General features: G+C 50.6%; 14 protein-coding genes. 4 read left to right on the forward strand and 10 right to left on the reverse strand.

Translation table 11 applies throughout. The features are described 5' to 3' along the window. Positions 1-3: 3 nt before the first annotated feature. A complete protein-coding gene (locus KB449_RS27680) occupies positions 4-1,044 on the reverse strand; it encodes a glycoside hydrolase family 88/105 protein (RefSeq protein WP_282911457.1) in 1,041 nt (346 codons plus the stop codon). 437 nt (positions 1,045-1,481) lie between these two features. On the opposite strand from KB449_RS27680, the gene KB449_RS27685 reads away from it, so the two are divergent. Both KB449_RS27685 and KB449_RS27690 read left to right on the forward strand, forming a co-directional pair. Beyond that, positions 1,482-2,006, forward strand: a complete 525-nt coding sequence (locus KB449_RS27685; RefSeq protein ID WP_282911458.1) for an RNA polymerase sigma factor — start codon at positions 1,482-1,484, stop codon at positions 2,004-2,006. Next, positions 1,975-2,712, forward strand: coding sequence for a hypothetical protein (locus KB449_RS27690; RefSeq protein WP_282911459.1), 738 nt, complete (start codon positions 1,975-1,977; stop codon positions 2,710-2,712). The genes KB449_RS27685 and KB449_RS27690 overlap by 32 nt, the downstream gene beginning before the upstream one ends. A gap of 107 nt (positions 2,713-2,819) precedes the next feature. Here KB449_RS27690 and KB449_RS27695 read toward each other — a convergent pair whose 3' ends face one another. Beyond that, positions 2,820-3,053, reverse strand: a complete 234-nt coding sequence (locus KB449_RS27695; RefSeq protein WP_282911460.1) for a DNA-binding protein — start codon at positions 3,051-3,053, stop codon at positions 2,820-2,822. Between the two features lie 430 nt (positions 3,054-3,483). Here KB449_RS27695 and KB449_RS27700 point away from each other — a divergent pair, with 430 nt between their 5' ends. Beyond that, entirely contained in the window at positions 3,484-3,711 is a 228-nt protein-coding gene (locus KB449_RS27700; RefSeq protein WP_282911461.1) for a hypothetical protein, read from the forward strand. Positions 3,712-4,023: 312 nt separating this feature from the next. Here the strand turns inward: KB449_RS27700 and KB449_RS27705 are convergent, their stop codons facing one another. The 7 genes from KB449_RS27705 to KB449_RS27735 form a co-directional block, all read right to left on the reverse strand. Beyond that, on the reverse strand, positions 4,024-7,161 hold the full coding sequence (locus KB449_RS27705) for a beta-galactosidase (protein WP_282911462.1): 3,138 nt from the start codon (positions 7,159-7,161) through the stop codon (positions 4,024-4,026). 27 nt (positions 7,162-7,188) lie between these two features. Then, positions 7,189-8,898: a hypothetical protein gene (locus KB449_RS27710; protein WP_282911463.1), complete on the reverse strand. Its 1,710-nt coding sequence runs from the start codon at positions 8,896-8,898 to the stop codon at positions 7,189-7,191. 3 nt (positions 8,899-8,901) lie between these two features. Then, positions 8,902-9,813, reverse strand: a complete 912-nt coding sequence (locus KB449_RS27715) for a glycoside hydrolase family protein (RefSeq protein ID WP_282911464.1) — start codon at positions 9,811-9,813, stop codon at positions 8,902-8,904. Between the two features lie 14 nt (positions 9,814-9,827). Then, positions 9,828-12,485, reverse strand: coding sequence for a carbohydrate binding domain-containing protein (locus tag KB449_RS27720; RefSeq protein WP_282911465.1), 2,658 nt, complete (start codon positions 12,483-12,485; stop codon positions 9,828-9,830). 19 nt (positions 12,486-12,504) lie between these two features. Beyond that, positions 12,505-13,338, reverse strand: a complete 834-nt coding sequence (locus KB449_RS27725; protein WP_282911466.1) for a carbohydrate ABC transporter permease — start codon at positions 13,336-13,338, stop codon at positions 12,505-12,507. Continuing rightward, entirely contained in the window at positions 13,335-14,210 is an 876-nt protein-coding gene (locus KB449_RS27730; protein ID WP_282911467.1) for a carbohydrate ABC transporter permease, read from the reverse strand. The genes KB449_RS27725 and KB449_RS27730 overlap by 4 nt, the downstream gene beginning before the upstream one ends. 130 nt (positions 14,211-14,340) lie before the next feature. Then, the gene (locus tag KB449_RS27735; RefSeq protein WP_282911468.1) at positions 14,341-15,702 is read right to left on the reverse strand and encodes an ABC transporter substrate-binding protein; all 1,362 of its coding nucleotides are present in this window, start codon (positions 15,700-15,702) and stop codon (positions 14,341-14,343) included. Positions 15,703-16,105: 403 nt separating this feature from the next. Here KB449_RS27735 and KB449_RS27740 point away from each other — a divergent pair, with 403 nt between their 5' ends. Next, positions 16,106-17,158, forward strand: coding sequence for a LacI family DNA-binding transcriptional regulator (locus KB449_RS27740; protein WP_282911469.1), 1,053 nt, complete (start codon positions 16,106-16,108; stop codon positions 17,156-17,158). Positions 17,159-17,764: 606 nt separating this feature from the next. Here the strand turns inward: KB449_RS27740 and KB449_RS27745 are convergent. Further along, positions 17,765-18,253, reverse strand: coding sequence for a hypothetical protein (locus KB449_RS27745; RefSeq protein WP_282911470.1), 489 nt, complete (start codon positions 18,251-18,253; stop codon positions 17,765-17,767). Positions 18,254-18,413 lie beyond the last annotated feature (160 nt).

An 18,413-nucleotide genomic window follows, 5' to 3' on the forward strand; every position in this document is an offset into this window, starting at 1 on the left:
ATTCTACTCGCTCCTTTCCGCTATTTTCGCGAGCAGCATCAGCACCAAGCCTTGCCCGTATAGGGTCGGATACGTCGGAACGTCATTTTGGTACGCCTCGATCGTCGACATCACCGGCGTACCGCCGGATACGCCCGTGACCAAGCCCTCCGTCGTAATATATGGAACAATCGCGCGATATGCATCCTCGACTCTGACTGCGTATTCCGCTTCATCAGGGATCAACTTTACTTCAACCGCCTTAAGAAGACCATAAGCAATTCCCGCGCTGCCCGACACCTCCCTGTAAAAGTCAGGCCGGTCCATCACCGTGCTCCATAGTCCATCCTCCTGCTGGTAGGCAAGGAGCCCGCGCATCAGTCGACCGTACCGTTCCTTCAATTCCTGCGGAATGTCGACCAGCTTGTCAATCTCCGCCACGATCAGCGGGACGCCGGCGGCGATCCAGGCATTCGCCCGCGTCCAGCGCGCACCCGACATATGATCGCCCGAAGCGCAGTTCCAGCCGTGGAACAACACGCCGGTCTGTGGATCCTGCAGCAAGCGCAGATGGATCAGCACCTGCTTGAGCGCCTCCTCCGCGTAAGCCGCGCTTCCGAGGAGCGAAGCGGTTCGCGCCAGAAACAGTACCGCCATGAAGATCGTATCCGCCCACACCTGCTCGGAGAACGCCACGTTTTCCGTAACCGTATGTTCAAAGGCCTCTTCGCGCGTACGCGGCGCTTCATGCAGCAGCCATTCCGCGATGCGCACCGCTTCCTCTTTAAACTTAGCATCCCCCGTCAGCCGATAAAGCGCAGGAAAGATCGCAAAGGGCGCGATCGCGTTGATCACCGTTTTACCCTTGGCCTTCGCCTCATTCCGGTTCACCCAATCAAGTAAATACGCCTGCACCTGCACATCGCGCGTTGTCTCGTAGTATTCCAGCAGCGCAATGACGCCAACCCCCGGGACCCAGTCCCAGTGATCGATGTCCATTCCCCAGTTCCCCGCATGATCCTGTATCATTTGCCGCCATACTTTTTCCGCATAGATTCCGGCCATCGAAGTCCCTGCCCTTCGTCCTCTAGTAATTTACCGTTTACTTGCACGGTATGTTCAAGAAGGGGAATTAATACGTCGGGCTTGCTTTGCTTATAAATGCAGTTCCATCGGATCATGGCGTAGCGCGTAACCGAGTTTAGAACTTCCCAATAAATTATAGCTTGTTCTTCGTCGCCCACGCCCGAATCGCCTTGAGCAGTTCGCTCCCGCATCCCTGCTACCTGTACGCAGGGTCCGTATAAACGTTGGCCATATAGCACTTGGATACGTTACACGCCCTGGCCGCGGTACTTTATGGTTGCCGCAGCCTCCGATTAGTTGACGACCATCCTTCAATACCACCGCGAATTCATAATCTAAACCGACTCATAACGATGAGTAATTTTGAAACCATTTCCTGTTCTGTGTGTCTTTATTGTAGAAAGAAGGTGAGCGTATTGGAGCAGAAAGATCTCCTTGTTCAATGGGTTCAGCAATACTTTGATCGGTTAACCTATATAGCCTATACCTACGTCCGTGATCAAAGCAGAGCAGAGGATCTTGTTCAAGAGAGTTTTATGAATGCTTATCTCTCGGCACATCAACTTAAAGACCCCACACGTCCGTTTCCATGGTTAGTCCGGATAGTAATAAATCGTTGTCTCAACGCAACCCGGAATAACCGGCGAGAACAACCCACGCAATTTCTGCCGGAGCAGAGAAGCATGAGCACTGAAGATATTTACATGCAACGAAGCCGGGACAAGGAAGTCTATGCGGCAATCATGTCTTTACCTGAGAAATACCGTACGCCTGTCATCCTTTTTTACTTTGAAGAGTTGTCCATTCGTGAAATCGCGGATGCATTAAAGCTCAGCGAGGGAGCGATCAAGACTCGCCTCAGCAGAGGAAGAGATCAATTAAAAATTAAATTAAGAGGAGTTGATATCGATGAACTTAGAGACGCTTATTCGTCAAGCTAAACCAAATTATATCCACGCTGATTCAGAGAAAGTGACATCAGAAATTTTGGAAAGGTTAATGGACTTTTCTAATAAACCAAGACGAAAAATTTCTGTGAGGGCTGCACTAGTCCCCGCGGTTATAGTTGCGATGCTGTTTTCCGCTTTAACCGTCAATGCCGCTACTGGCGGAAAGCTGTTTGGTGCGATATTAATAAATAAGGAAAACAGGCACATCGCCAATGAGCCAAATTATGCTTCCATGCAAGCTGTTCCAACCGGAACTGCAATCTCACCGAATAAAAAGCCGAGTCTAAACAGCGATATTATTAATAAAGACCAGCTTCAAACGCTCAATGCCGGTTCGGTAACTAACATTGCCTTGAAGGAAAATAAGAAATATTATGAAATACCGGAGCTGCTTTTGACTAACAATGCGGATCTTGTGATTTTCACAAAAACGGAGAAATCAGGATGGCACTTAGACAAAGGCGAGAAACTGTCCATCCGGTTCACACTAGATTTGAAAACCAGCAAATATTCGGATCCAGCAGGAGAATGGATGGAGATCGGCTTTATTAAAAACGGTGAGTTAATCACTAGCTTTGCTAAAAAGGAAAAGGAGTTTTCCTACACCATTACGGCAGATGAGATAGGAGAATATTATTTCTACGCTGAGAATATGTCTGCCGGAAAAATCATAATCTCATCTGGAATTATTAAATAAATCTTTTAGAAAATAAAATAAAAAGACAGTTAAGAATCGATCATCTTAACTGTCTTTTTATCCGAGGGGATTTGACCCCCTCTCCGAAAGTAACGCAAAATAAGCTTCTAAATGGCCCTGTTCGCTACAATATCGTCTATTTCACACTTCAGCAGCAGATATCTATGGGCACTTCTCATGATCGGGACTTTTGTTAATTTATATTTATCCACGAAAATCTTCATTTGGTCTTTGGAGAGGCCAAGTAATCCTCCTGCCTCCGTAACGGTTAATACAACTATATTGCTCGTCGCATTAAACGTCTTTTTTACTTTTAGATTCCAGTCTTCAAAAACGTTCATATTGGGTTTCCTCTCTCGTTCCTAATCGATCGGATACTTCATTATATCATGACTTTAGACAGATTCAGATTCTATTCTAAAAAACCTTTTCAAACACAAAAGCATTTCGGGACTCCCAGATTCGCGTGCCATCTTGTTAACGACCAGTATAATTTGTCCTTGACGTTGTAATTCGAACGCCAATTTGCGAAAAAAAAGCTCCTCCTTGTGGGTTAAACAGTTCGTTAGAAACAACAAATACAAGCAAATCGGACCTCGAAATCTGGTCCTGGGTTACCTCATCATGATCGTTACGCCCTGCATAAATTCCGGGTGTATCAATAAGCAGCACCTCGTCCCACAAGTACCGTTCTGTACGATCCGGCATGTTCAAACTGATCATGGACTATGTCGGGATTTAGCCGAATGCACGGACGGCGCAGACTATTCGATGCGCGAGACTCGCAAGCAAGCTTACGAGCCTCGGCTGACGCAATTGTCCACCCCGACCAAGGACGGCTTCACCACCTTCTACAACGATGATATGATCCGCGTCATGATCAGCGATCTGCCGGTGGAAGCCGCCTGGCAAGGCATTATCGACGGCTATAAAGAAAAAGGCCTCGATCGGATGATCGAGGAAGTGAATGCAGAAGCCCGCGAGCTCGGCATTGAATAGCTATTTGGCGTACCGGTGGCTGCCGATCGTGGCGATCGTGGTGAGATCGGACCAGAACGAGCCTTTGGTTACCCGCGGGTTTAAAGGGGCTGTCTCATAAGTAAAAAGAGTCGTACGATAGGATGATCGATAGAGAATGTTGTCGTGCATGTATCTCCTTACGATGCTATACGATCCCGACATGGGAATGGGTAAACCCGTTAATAGGTGATTCAGGACCGTATGAGGCAGTCTCCAGGGGATACATGCACTTTTTCTTGATCGATCATCTTGTGCGACCTTACTTATAAGACAGCCCCTTTCTTGCACTTACTATCTTTGCTGCTCCGTCTCCCTGATTAGAAGCTCGTCTCCTCCTAACGCCGAGACAAGTCGCCCTTCTGCGTCGGCAGCAAACAACACCGTTCGCTCGCTTTCTAACAGGAACGCATACCCTTGGCCGGTTTTGGCATCCCTGATTTCGATCTCGGCATCGCGGCCATACTCGGATACGAACAGGTACAGCGCGCCATCGCCGAAAGCGACTTTGGATCCGAACACTCCGTGAAGCTCCCCGCCTCGAATCCATTCCATTGGCGTTAGATACCCCGCGACAGACAAGGCATGCCGGTACACCGCGGCGATAACCTCCGATCTTTCGTTCAATTCGATCGGCAGCGGGCACCGGATAAATGTCCCTTTGCCAAGCTTTGTCCGGTGCAGAGAAGCTGGCTCCGTTGTACGCCCGGACGCATTCGAGCCGTCTCTCCCACTTGGCAATTCCTTATTCACTTCGGAAATGCGGTTCGCTCCGTAAGAGACCGGCAGCACGCGGCCGTCAACCTCAATCGCCTCTTCTCTCATGACGTTGCTTAACTTGTATTCTCCAAGCGCATCCGCATAGCGGGAATCCGGCCGCCAATACTCGTCCAATCCTAGCGGTCCGGTAAACAAGACGGCGCCTCCTCTTTCCTTGGCATGATTAACGATTGTATCGAGCGCTTGTCTACTGAAATTATGCGGACTAGGAACGATAATCAGCTTAGGCGGAGCTTGCTCCAGCGAATCCAGATGATATTCCCCGACCGCGCGGAACGGAACCTTCATCTCGTAAGCGAGAACCCTCGTCAACTTCGTCGTCGCGTCAAAGGCCAGCTTCCGATTCGAGAAATCGTTCGAATACGGGAATACGACGACGACGTCTTCGAGTTCCCTGTCCTTGAACAAATGTCCGATCTCCCCCATAAAACGGCCGTAACGATAACTTACGTCCGCTTCGGGCTTCTCCGTGCCGTCCGCTCGCAGCGCTCCGATATTGGATTCATTGACGTTGTTCATGTAATAATTCGTGTTCCATATCCACTGAACCGCTCCGGCCCCGCCCGCCGCGAAAGCGTAAGCGTATTTTCTCTCCAGAATGTTGCGGATTTCCGTTTCCGACCGCTTCGCCCGCCCGTTCGGCGTTTCGACGTACATGATGCCCGTCTCTTGAATTAGATTCGGTTTGTTCGCCGTTTTGGAGAACAAGCTATCCCACAGCAGATGATCCATCAGCCACCACGAATGCACCGTCGTATAGTCGACCGCTTCCGCATAGAAGAACGGCGACGGTCTCTGGGAGCCGAGCCCCTCATCTTGGCCGACCGTCACCATCTGCGAACCGTTGTGCGAACGGACCGTAGAGATCAAGTCCTTGGCCCATCTATTGTGCATCTCCATCGTGAACAAGGTGTAATCCAACCAAATCCCGTTCCTCTTCGGGATCGCGTTATCTATAACACTGAAGCTGATCTCTTCAGGCTGCGGCAAGAGTACCGAAGAGAAACCGGGAAGTTCGTCGGGGGTCATATCCCAACGCTCTTGCAGTACGCGAACGTCGCGGTGGCGGCTTTGCAACCATTCCGCGAAAGCCGCCTGCTCGTATGTGTCGCCCACTGTGCGCGGGCCTGAGAACAAGCGTTTCGGATCGAACATCGTCGGTTCGTTGATCAAATCCCAGTGAACGTTAGTCGTACCGGAATGACGCGAAACGATCGCGGAGATCAACCGCTTTTGTGCCGCCACGCTTCGTGGATCCAGATAAGGGTTGACTCCCTCCCATAATTCCGGAGTGAACGAGAAGAACGTGAAGACCACTTCCAAACCGTTTTTCTTAGCCGTCAATATAAAAGCGTCGATCGATCGGAGCACTTCCTCGTAAGGATGGCCGTCCACGAACATCACTTGGCGCCAAGCCGTCCATATTCCGGTTCGGATAAGGTTGATGCCGGCCCGTCTCATATGCGCCATATCCGCATCCCAGAGCCCGGCGTTCGGCATGAACAGGAACTTTCGGGAAACGTCGGAAGTCATGTACGTCATTCCGACGATCGGCATAGGCTTGCCCGCCTTCACGAAGTAATCGCGGCCCACCGTCAGTCTTTCCCCTTCGCTCAGCAGCTGATTGTCGCGGCCCCAGAAACCTTGTCTCAGCACGCGCCGCTCGCCAAACTCGGATACCGCTTCGCACACGACGCGGTAGAAACCCGGAGCGACCGAAACGGGAACAGGCATCCTTTCGATCTTAAGCTCCCTGGAAGACTGCAAGCTATCCTGGGTCGTCCAAATGGCCTCATCGCTTCCCTCCTCGTACAGGGAAAGAGAAACTCGCCATTCTTTGGCGGCAGCGTCAGGCTTCGCAGCTCCCAACGTCTGCATATGCAGACTTAAGACAGGCTGCTCCCCAGGCTCGTAACAGGCATAATTCGGTTTAAGCCACAATTCGGTGACGCCTTCCGCGCAGTAAGCACCCCAGATCTGAAGCGCGGTTAAGCCGCCCCCCTCCCAGAAAGCCGGTCCGATTCGCTGGTTGACGAACAACCACCGTCCGCCCGCTAATTCCCCCTTCGTATTCTCGATCATCGTTATCGGAGCGGACAGCTTCCTACCCTCGTCCGACACCCCGTACAACAAAGGATAAATATGACCGTCCATCGGACCGCTCGACCCTAGTTCGCCAGGGCGGTCGTCCGTCCGGGTCATATGGAGCGTGAACGAACAGGTCGGCTCGATCGTTAGCAATTGCTCGCAGCCCGCCGCCAACGGAATGTCCGGATTCGCTTGAAGAGTGGTTACACGCTCCGCGTCCGTATTCAGTACCTCGTGAATGCGAAGCTGCCGATGATAGGCCGTTTGTACCCCCTCCACCACCCACTCTTCCTGCTTGCGGTAGACGGGAATTCGAAACGGAGCCCCCCCTATATGAATGAGGCCTTTGCCCTGCTTAAGAAATCGAACGAGGGAGTCCCATGCCAGTTTAGGAAAGTAAGGCCCGTGAAGTTGAATCAATACATCCGCGGCGAGAAGAGCATCGGCCAAGCCTTCGGCGTCGACTATCTTGAATTTGCTCTGAAGCTCGTTTATGGCCTCGTTACTCGGACGCTGCCCGTCGTAGGGAAAAGCGGGATCATAAAATACAATGGTGTTGATCATCGAAGTGATTCATCCTTTTCAAAGTTGCTATTCGTCGTTACTTTCATATTTCAGCGTAACTTTGCCGATTTGCGCGGCCTTGGGATTTTCCGAAAACTGGATTTTTAAGTACTTAGTCCCTTTCGGAAAATGATCGCCGGTATAGATCGTTTTGTTTGCCGCGCTCTCGGCGGTCTTTTTATCCGGAGTGTACGGCTCATACCTGTCGTTGTCCGCCGAGACGTAAAACCGCAGATCCGCGGACGGATCGCTTCCCCCAAACCAGGCCTCGACCGTAAAACCGGACAATACGCCCTTTCCCGATGCGAACGGGGCTTTGTAAATGACGTACTCCTTGTTGCCGGATTCGTTCGTGAGCCTCTTCTCGTCCCGTCCGAACGAAGAAGACGGACGTTGATCGTAGATCACGCGTCTGCTCAGTTTGTACACACGGGTCAAATCCTTAAGCTCATCCACGATCATGCCTGATTTTGGGGCGTCTTCCCATATCGCCTTGATCGTTTCCTCGTCGCCAAACGATGAAGGGTACGACTTACTAGACATGAGCGCGTTGTACTCTTTGTTAGAGCCAACGGGGGCATAACCGAGCGTTCGGTAGGCGGGCATCTGAATATGGCCGTTCGGATCGTTCGTCTCCATCCAATCGTAAGCATAAGCCAGCCAGGAACGGCGGTAATCGTCACTCTGATGAGCGAACCAGGCAATCTCGTCATATCCCCAAGGCCAGAAAGGCTCGCTCTTGCCTGGCGTACCGTTCGTGCCTCCATAGTTATCCAATTCGATCAAATACGGCGAGTTGGACGCGACCCATCCTTGAGGATGCAACCCTCCGATCGTGTTCCGATAGATGGAGTCCATGTAACCAACTTCCAGTTTCGTTTCCTGGGGAAAATGAAGCAGCGGTTTGACACGCGCGGGATACCCCACGAAATCGAACGCCAGCTTCCGATCGGATGCATTCGAAGAAGCGGAATCGTCGTCATACACTTCGTTCGTGTGCGCGTCCAACAAAACGTTATGCCGCCGGCCGTGCTCCTCTGCGTATGCCCGAATCCGTTTCAGCAATCGGTTCCATTCCGCATAGGAAGTATCTTCTTCTCCTACCAGCCTCACTTGTCCGAAATGGATCGATTCGTAGCCAAGATCGATGAATCTTTTGGCCCGATAGAAGAAAAAAAGTTGCGTCTCCGTCTGCGTAATGTCCGGCACCGATTGTCCCTGTCCCCAGTTATCCAAATATCTTCCGTCGGGATACAGCATAGCTTCGTATTTGAAATTCCGGTTTTCTTGAGGTAGTCCAAATTCCTCGAATACCCAAGCCGGTATCGGGATATCGTTCACCGATTTCGCCGTCGTCTCGAAGATGCCGGCCTGCAGAATAACCTCCGGATCCTGGGCATGCACGGCTTCGGCCAGTTGCCCGGCGTTGGCGAACATCGTCTCGTCGTATTCGAATTCGGTCCAGATCATCGCGGCCCTTCCGATATGCTTCGCGCCCGTATTCTTGATAAATCTCAGCCATTCCCGCATCTTATCCGGATCTGAATTCGCCCAAAATAAATACGTGGTCTGAACGGAACGGGACAAGTAACGATTCAGCGTATCTTGCGACATGCGACCGTCGAACGCGTAACCGGAAGCCGCTTGTTTCCCGCCGTCTCTGAACTTATCCGCGGCCATCGCCCAGATCCCGGCTAACAGGCCGGCCACCGCGACGGCGATGATCCATTTCCGCACGGATTACCGCCCCCGTTCCGCTAGGGTGACGGAGCCGTCTTCTCCGTAAACCATTCTGTATCCGCCAAGAAGTGATTCGATCGCTTTATTGGCAAGAAAAACGTCTTGTCCGTTCGTATCCTCCACCACCTTCGCGATATAGAAATAGCAATCTCCCGGCAGCGAGATTCGCGACCACGGACGAGCCTCGTACGGCCCGTCGAAGCTCTCTGAAACATAAATCCAGTTCTCGAATTTTTCGTCCCCGGTAACGCCCCCGAAGTACATATACCATAATCCGTTGCGGCTCCAGATTTGGGACGTTTCCATCCTCTCGAATTTCCGCGGATAAGCGGCTATCTTATGCGCCTCCCAATCCGTCAGATTCCCGGACCTCAACATGAGCTGACACCCGCGACTGCCTTGAGGCGCATCGACCTCTTGCGCGTTAATGACCATATAGTAAAAGCCATCCACCGCCTCGGGATAAACGTAAGGATCGGCAAGGGGGGAAGCCTGAATCTCTTCTCCGTCCCAATTCGCGATGAAGGGGGCAGGTTTCGAAAACACCGGAGCTTCACCGACTTTGGTCCAATTCGTCAGATCGTCGCTTCGGGCTAGGCCAATTCCTCCTCCGTCCCGACTCGAGTTTCCGGTGAACAGCATATTCCAAACGCCATCCTTGAACACGACACTGCCCGTCGCGATTCCCTGGTCGTTCCACGTCCCCGGAATCGGTTGGAGCGCAGTCGGCTTTTCTTCCCAATGCAGCAAATCCTTCGAGACCGCATGCCCTACGCTCTGGCGGAAATGGATATATTCCGGGTCGCCCTCTCTTGGATACTGCAAATAAAAGGCATGATATTCGTCCCCTTGCCTGGCATACCAAAAATCCCATACGAACTTATCATCCAGCTTGTAACAATCGAAGCCCATACGGAACACCTCCTTTAATAGCTGATCGCTTCGATAGAATCGAAATACAACGTGCCCGCTCCCGGGCTTCCGGCGCCGACGCCCGCGTAGAGCGTGAGATTCGCGACCGCCGACAAGTTCATCGGCCCGGTACCGTTATGCCAGGACGGCCTCGCGAATGCGCTGAAAGGAATCTCGATCATCCTGGCCATCGGATCCGATAAATCCAGAACTTTATCCCAATAATCTCCATCGTCCGTTATCATTTGAATCGTTAAATTGCGATTGGAGCCGTCCGGCTTGAGCCAGAAACGAAGCGCGTCGTACCCGGACCAATCGGCGCCGCCGAGATTCAACGCCACCCCGCCATAGGTTAAGACCCCGACGTTATACTCGTATTTCATTCCGTAATCGCCGTCATTTTTGTTGGCCGGATCCAACGAAACCGTTACCGGATCCGCATTGGGATTGACCTCGTAAGCCGCGTTAAGAGCCGGGTCCGATCCCCCGTAGCCTTCGAAATCGTCGATTTTGCCATCGCTATAGGAACCGGAGTCCGCATAAAACGTCGTTACCTTCCCGATCTGCGGATTCGCCGCGGAAGATGAGGCGCTGTTGAACTCGACTTTCACGTATCGGGTTCCGACCGGCAGCCTGCTGCCGATGTAGGTGATCTTTGTCATGCCCCCGTTGACCGTAATCTTTTTAGGCGTATAGAGCGTATAGTTGACGTCGTCCGAAGAGACGTAAAACTTAAAGTCGGCGACAGACGTAGCGGACGAAAACCAAGTATCGACCGCGAATCCGGTCAGTCTCGTACGATCGGTTACGTTTGGAGCTTTGTAAACGACATATTCGCTCGTATTCGACATTCTCGTCAGCCGCGCGCCGTCTCCTCCGTAGGAACCGGGATTGCTGCCGTCCTTGGCCAAATTCGTGCTGAGCCTATAGATTTTCGTCAAGTCGCGCAAATCGTCTTCGACCGCTCCGCTCTGAGCCGCGGAGCTCCATATCACTTTAATCGCTTCTTCGTCTCCGAGCGTATTCGGATAAATAGGACTCGCCGTTATCGCGTTATAAACATTGCTTCCGTTGACCGGCGCATTGCCCAACGTTCGATAGGCGGGCATTTGCAAGTGACCGTATGAATCGTTCGTTCTAAACCAATCGTAGGCATATTTCAACCAAGAGCGACGATAGTCGTCGTTCTGATGCGCGAACCAGGCGATTTCGTCGTATCCCCAAGGCCAATACGGCGAATCGATTCCCGGGGAACCGTTACTTCCTCCGTAATTGTCCAGTTCGATTAAGTAGGGAGAATGAGGAGTAACCCAACCTTGCGGATTTAATCCTCCGATCGTTTTTTGGTAAAGGCTGTCCATGTAATTCACTTCGAGCTTCGTTTCCTGAGGGAAATTCGGGACTCCTTTCATCCTGGCGGGATAACCCACGAAGTCGAAGGCGAGTTTTTTCACGGCGGGATTGGGCTGCTCCAAAGTATCGTGAAGAGCTGCCCCGGTGGCATTGATCTTAACGTCCAACAATTGCACCGTCCAGATATTCGGCATCGTCTTCCAACTAACTTTCACATAGTTCGTGCCGGCCGGGAGTGGACTCGCGTTTGTCGTTTTGTAATTCGGCCACGTATATTCCGTACGCTGGATTTCTTGAATCGTCTTGCCGACCGGCGTCCAGCTCCGGCCGTCCGGGGACGTGTACAGATCGAAACCGTCAGGCTGATCGCCGGCTCCCGCCCAATTCGCGGAGATGACCTCGAAGCCGGTCGCGTTTGCCAGCTTGTACACGATATAGTGCCCGTCGGCCGATTGGGCGCCGTCGGCGCGGTTCAATCTCGATGCGTCGCCATTATAATAGTTGCCCGTATTGCCCGGCGCTTCATATCTGAACTGACCCTTGGCCGTATACCATAACGGATTGGCGTTGTCGTACACTTCGTTCACGTGAGCGTCCAATAAAACGTTATGCCTTCTGGCATGCACCTCCCCGTACGCGCGAATACGATTCAACAGGCGGTTCCAGTTCAAATAAAACGGATCCGCTTCGCCCACCAACCTTACTTGCCCGAGATGGATGGCCTCGTAACCGAGATCGATGAATCTTTTCGCCCGGTAGAAGAAGAACATCTGCGTTTCGAGGCTCGTAATATCCGGAACGGACTGTCCCGCTCCCCAGTAATTCGAATACCTCCCGTCTTTGTAGAGCATCCCCTCGTAACTGAAATTGCGGGTTTCCGGCTGCAGCCCGAACTCTTCGAACACCCAAGCCGGTACCGGGATTTGATTCACTGATTGCGCCGTCGTCTCAAAGATGGCCGCCTGCAGGATGACTTCCGGATCCTGAGCATGAACGGCATCAGCCATCCGGCCCGAGTGATAGAACATCGTCTCGTCGTCTTGGAAATTCGTCCAGATCATCGCCGCCCGCCCGATCAGCTTGGTGCCGGTATTCTCAACGAACCGCAGCCATTCCTGCTTCTTGCCCGCGTCCGTATCGAACCAGAACATATCCATGATCTGCGCGGATCGGGACAAATAACGATTCAGCGTGTCCTGCGACATTTTCCCGTCGAAAGCGTAAGGCGACGGGGCGGTTGCCGCCGCTTCGCCTCCGGTCTGCCATAACCCCGCCATAAGGCTCAAGCTGACGGCTAAGCCAATCGATTTTTTGCGCATTCGATCGTCCTCCGATTTTTTATTTTAAGTTGGCGATATTGACTCCCTTATTCAGATACTTCTGAGATAAAACGAAGAACAATAACGTCGGGACCAAGGCGATGACGATCGCGACCAGAATCAATGTGTAAGCATTGCTGGTCGGCGAAGTAAAGTAGAGCAACCCTACCGCAAGCGGATAAGAGCTTCTATCGCTCAAGTAAATAAGCGGCCCGAAGACGTCCTTCCAGGAACCGAGAAAGACGAACAGCGCAGAGACGATGAGAACGGGTTTCGCCTGCGGCATGATCACGTTCCACCATATCCGCAAATAGCCGCATCCGTCGATCTTGGCCGCCTCGTCGATCTCCCGCGGCAGCGTGATATAGAACTGCCGGATCAGGAAGATTAAATACGCGGAGCCGAACAGTTGCGGCACGAGTAGCGGTTTGTAGCTGCCGAGCCAGCCGATCGACTTGAAGTAAATGAACAACGGAAGCATGGTAACTTGACCTGGGAGCATCATCGTCGCGATGACGAGAATGAACATACCGTTGCGGAGAGGAAACTTGAATCTCGCGAAACCGTATGCGATCAACGACGAGCTGAGCACGGATAACACGACCGAGCTAACTGCAAGGAACGTGCTGTTCCACATGTAGATGTAGAATTTCAATTTTACGAACACATAGGAATAGTTGCTCCACAAGGCGGGAGACGGTATCCACTCAATTGGGATCTTGAAGTATTGCGCGCTGGTCTTCAAAGACGAAGTAAACAGGTAAACGAACGGGACGAGAATAATGAACGACAATAAAGCCAGGAATGAAAAAATGAATATTTTGCTCGCGAGAAGACCCGATTTATATCTCATTTGCTCTCCTCCTCGCCGAACAGCTGAAACTTTTTGGATAGTCTGAAGATGACCAAACTGAGCAGAAGGCTGACGATAAAGATGACCCACCCGACAACGGCCGCCGACCCCATGTTATAGTCGCGGAAAGCAAGAGTGTATAAATAGAAAACAAGCGTGGCTAACGAGTTTTCATTGCCCATTCCGCCCGTCTTGAATTCGGAAGCCAGCGTTAGCGCCAAATCAAACACTTGCAAGCCGCCGATAATCCCCATGATCGATTGGAACAGCAAAACCGGAGTAAGGAGCGGTATCGTGACCTTGTAGAACTGTTGCAAGCCGTTCGCTCCGTCGATCATGGCCGCTTCGAAGTACGATGGATCGATCCCTTTAATCCCCGCCAAATAAATAATGACGCTGCTGCCCAAAAACCAGAAGCTCATGGCGACGATGACCCATACGGCTTGGCCCGGCTCGGTCAACCAGGATTGGTAAGGCATGCCTATTAAATTCAGCACTTGATTCAAGAGCCCGTATTTCCCGTTGCCGAATACAGGTCCCATCATCATGGCGAGCGCCGTCCCGATCACGAGGGACGGAAGAAAGATGATCGCGCGGAACACATTGGCGCCGAGATAGTCTTTGGCCAACATCGCGGCGATCACAACGCCGAACACGAGGTAGATCAAGCTGCTTCCGAACGTAATAATCAACGTATTCTTTAATGCCGTATAGAAAATCGGATTCCGAAAAACTTCTTCGAAGTTGGACAGTCCTACCCATCGCGGGTCCCTCAGAAAATCCCATTTGACGAACGTCAGATAGCCAGAGACTCCCATTGGAAAAAGCCCGAACAACAGGAACCCCACGATCCATGGGGAAACCAGAAGCAAACCCGCTATCTTCTCCCTTTTCTCAATCCCCATTTTTCTTGTGCCTGATCCCAAGTTGTTTCCCTCCTAACTTCTTGCTGAAAATCGGGATGCTCTCCGGATGGAAGAGCATCCCTCTCCTTTATGCCGCTTATTTGCCGATATTTGCTTGATACTTGTCCAGCATAGGCTGGCCCTCTTTCTCCAATTGATCGGCGAATTGCTGCGCCGTCACTTTGTCCGATACGAGCTTGCTTTGCAACCCCGCCCGCAACGTATCGAAGTCCGAAGGGAACGGAGGAGTCGGAACGACGCTCGCCTTGGCTGCGGAGAACCCGGTATAGGCATTGGGATCTTCCGCTTCGAGCGCTTTCAGCGTTTCGTCCAGCGCTTCTTTGTGAACGGGAAGATCGGAGATCTTGCCGAACGAAAGTTGCCCTTCCTTGGAGATCATCCACTTGACCAGCTCCCAAGCGGCTTCCCGATTCGGGGAGGAAATAGGAATGGCGTGCGAGTTCAGATAACCAACCTGCGTCGTTTTTCCGCCTTCCACGATCGGCGCCGGGATGGACATATAGTCGATGTTGGCTTCTTTCATCGACTTCACTGTCCAAGGTCCCGTCCAGCCAATCGCCACTTTCCCGGTCGTCAGCGCGCTATCCGGATTGCCGTAAGCACCTTTCCATACGTCGAGAATCGGCACTTGTGCCCCGCTTGCCATGATGTCTTTGAACGCCTGAATAGCTTTTACTCCTTCCGGCGTATTCGCTGTCACCTTCTTGCCGTCTTGCGACAGAATCGGCGATCCGGCACTTAACGCCAGGGAGTATAGCAGTTCTTCAGGGAACAGATTAGCGGCCATCATATCCCCTTCAAGGCCCGCTTGAACCTTTTTCATCATCTCTACCCATTGGGCTGCGGTCATCGGTTCGGTCTGGGAAGGAAGCGGTACGTTTGCCTTAGCGAACAGATCCTTATTAATGAACGGAACTCTTCGGCCCACCCCGATCGGGGCTCCCAATTGCGCCCCATCCACGTTAAACGCCAACACCGAATCCTCGGTCAATTGTCCAAAAGCTTCCTTTGCTCCTGGCAGCGTATTCAAATCCAGGAAAACGTTTGAGTAGATGTAGGCAACCCATTCGCTTGAAGTGAAGGCGATAACGTCCGGTGCGTTGCCCGAAATCAAGTCCGTTTTCACTTTCGAGCTGTAGGTATCGTAAGGCAAAAATTCAGACTCTACTTTAATAGTCGGATGGGCGTTCTCGAACTCGTCCAACCAGTTCCGGAAGTTGACTTCTTCTTCCCCGGAAGCCCACCGCAAATACCTAAGCGTAACTTCCTTCTCCTCGCCATTCCCTTTGCTTTGCTGCGCCCCGCTTTCGACTCCGCTGCCAGCGCTAGATTCCGAAGATGAATTTCCGGAAGAACAGGCCGCAGTAACCAGAAGAATCGCGATAACCAAATAAACCGATAAAAACGCTTTCAAAGTTTTCATTTTCTTTACCCCCATTTGAGTATGAATGGCCCTACCTTGCCCTGAAACCGACGCTTAGCTTCCTTTCGTCACCGCTTATTCGCCTCGCATCCCAACCCCTTGCAGAAAAACAAAATGCTAGACTAAAAACAAAAAAACTACATAACGTTATCTAACATTTCGATATTAAGGATAACACACGCAAAACAAATGTCAATACGTTATTTCATTTAATCTGCTTTTAATCATACTTTATCTTAAAACCCATAATCAAAAGTTTCATAGGAAACCACCGCTAATTTCAAATCTTAATTGTTATCTAACAAATCATGAAATATACAGAAATAACTTTTGACTCATTGTTATTTCGTTAGGTATTGGATATGATTAGAGGTAGATACTTCGAATCGTTCGTCATTGCCAAGGGAGAGAAAGAAGGATGTCTCGCAAAGTTACGCTGCAACAAATCGCCGATACCGTCGGCTTCTCGAAATTCGCCGTTTCGAGGGCGCTTGCCGGCAAATCCGGAGTAACCTCCGAAACCCGGGATAAAATAATCGAGGCTGCCACGAAGCTTGGGTATTTTTCACAGCGCTCCAAAGATCAAAAAACGAAGCCTTACGATCGATCGAACAGTAACATTTCTCCTTCTAAAAAAGTGATTGCCGTAGTCATCCCGAATTTAAGGGATCAGACCAAGGACAATCCATATTGGGGAAAGATTCTCCACGGCATAACCGAGAGCGTCGAAAAAGCAGGATTAAACATGATTATTATGACGGAGCAGCTTTCCGATCATTTATTTTCCGCGATTAACCAGCAAGGGCTGTTAGGCTATATTTGCGTCGGGTTCATTCCCACGCAGATCGTGCTGGAAATTAGCAATTTCGGCCTCCCTATCGTGTTAGTCGACCATGAAGATCCGTTAATTCCATCGGATTCGATCTTCATGAACAACTTCGATTGCTCAAGACAGCTGACTTCGCATCTGATCGGACTCGGTCATCGTTCTTTGCAATTCGTGGGGGAAACTTCGATGATGCGAAGCTATTACGACAGATGGAAGGGCTATTCCGCCGCTTTGGAGGATCACGGCATACCTTCGCGCCAGCATCCTCAATTGTTGAATCTTTTCGTGCTGCGTCCGGAAGAAATCCATGAAGAGACTTTGAATCAATTAAAAGAGCTTCAATCCAACAATGAGCTCCCGACGGCTTTCGTATGCATTAACGATTACATGGCCGACATCGTTATTCAATCTCTACAGAGATTGGGAGTTCAAGTCCCTCGGGACTGTTCCGTGACCGGGTTCGATGACTTGGATGTCAACGCTCTCGGGATTACGACGGTTCATAGCGCCAAGAACGCGCTGGGCAGAAGAGCCGTAGAAATGCTGCAGAGACGCGTTGCGCACCCCCATGAGGACTACGAAAAAATTCTGTTCGCTGGAAGGATGCTCATTAAGAAGACGACAAGCGTCCCTCCAACCTGAATTACAGTAGACAGGCTACAAAGAGTTTGCAGCCTGTTTCGAAGTTGTTATCGCTAAAAAAAACCGTCAGGGGTAGATCTCCCTGACGGTCCTCTCTGTGCATCTCTTCAATTTCCAGCAGTTGTGCTACGTACATTCTCAATTCTGTACTATTGGCCATAGATTCCCTTGTAGTACTCGGGATACATTGCATCACCACATTCTTCGCAAGCAAACTTCCGCGCGGTCGAACCCCAATGTCCTCCTTCGGACTGGGGGCAGCGCCTAGCCCCCTCGGCTTCACCATAACAAAAAACTCTGACCTCGTGCGGTCAGAGTTCTTATGGTGGAGCCGAGGGGAGTATATGATTCCCGATTAAAATGGCTGACGAGGCCTACTCGACGAAGTAGAGCGCAGCGGTAGAATCAGATGCCGTGCTCGTCCGCTTCGCTCCCTGCGCGCGGTCGAACCCCTGTCCGAAGATAACGCAACATAAGCTTCTACGGGTGTAGTGACAGATTTGATGTCACCCTAGAGACTCCCTGTCATGTCTCTATGTGATTATCTACCAATAGGTCACCGTCTCGGTGACAAATAAAATATATGAACTATATGGCTTTTAAAGCTTACATCTCATCCTCTTCTAATTCTTCTTCATCATCCAATTGTTTATTTCTCCATAAATCTATACAATCTCGATACTGTTCATCACTTTCAGGTATAATATTAATTACTTCTGCATGTCCACTTTCAAATCCAGCTTGCCAAGCAGCTTCAAATTGTCCCTTTTCAGTAATATAATCATCCTCGTCGTGTCCTAATTCTTCATGTGCACCTTGGATTGCTTCCTGATTGTATCTATAAGCACTTTCCTCAGCTGCACCTCTATCATTGGAGGCGAATATAATCTCACTTGAAACTTCCACTGCAAAAAAACGATAAGGAATTTCTTCATACTCCTGATCAAGAGGAGAATATTCTCCATTAGCCCCCTCATCGAGCTCTCTTATCTCAAACTCAGAATCATTTTCATATTCTATGCATAGATATTTTTCCGCATTTTCCTGATTTTCGAAAACTGCAAATATTTCTTCTTCCCTAAAAACTGCGTACATTTTCATTCCCCCAACATTAACTAATAACACTCCTCCATGATACCATTGGAAATATTAGTATGCATAGTAAAAGGAGAACGAAGCTACAACTTTATTGCCTCTTTAAGTGCAGTATCCATTCCTTAGCGGAAAGATTCCAGTATACCGATTGTTCCCCTTT

Source organism: Cohnella hashimotonis, from assembly GCF_030014955.1.
In the GTDB taxonomy this organism is placed as follows: Bacteria; Bacillota; Bacilli; order Paenibacillales; family Paenibacillaceae; genus Cohnella; species Cohnella hashimotonis.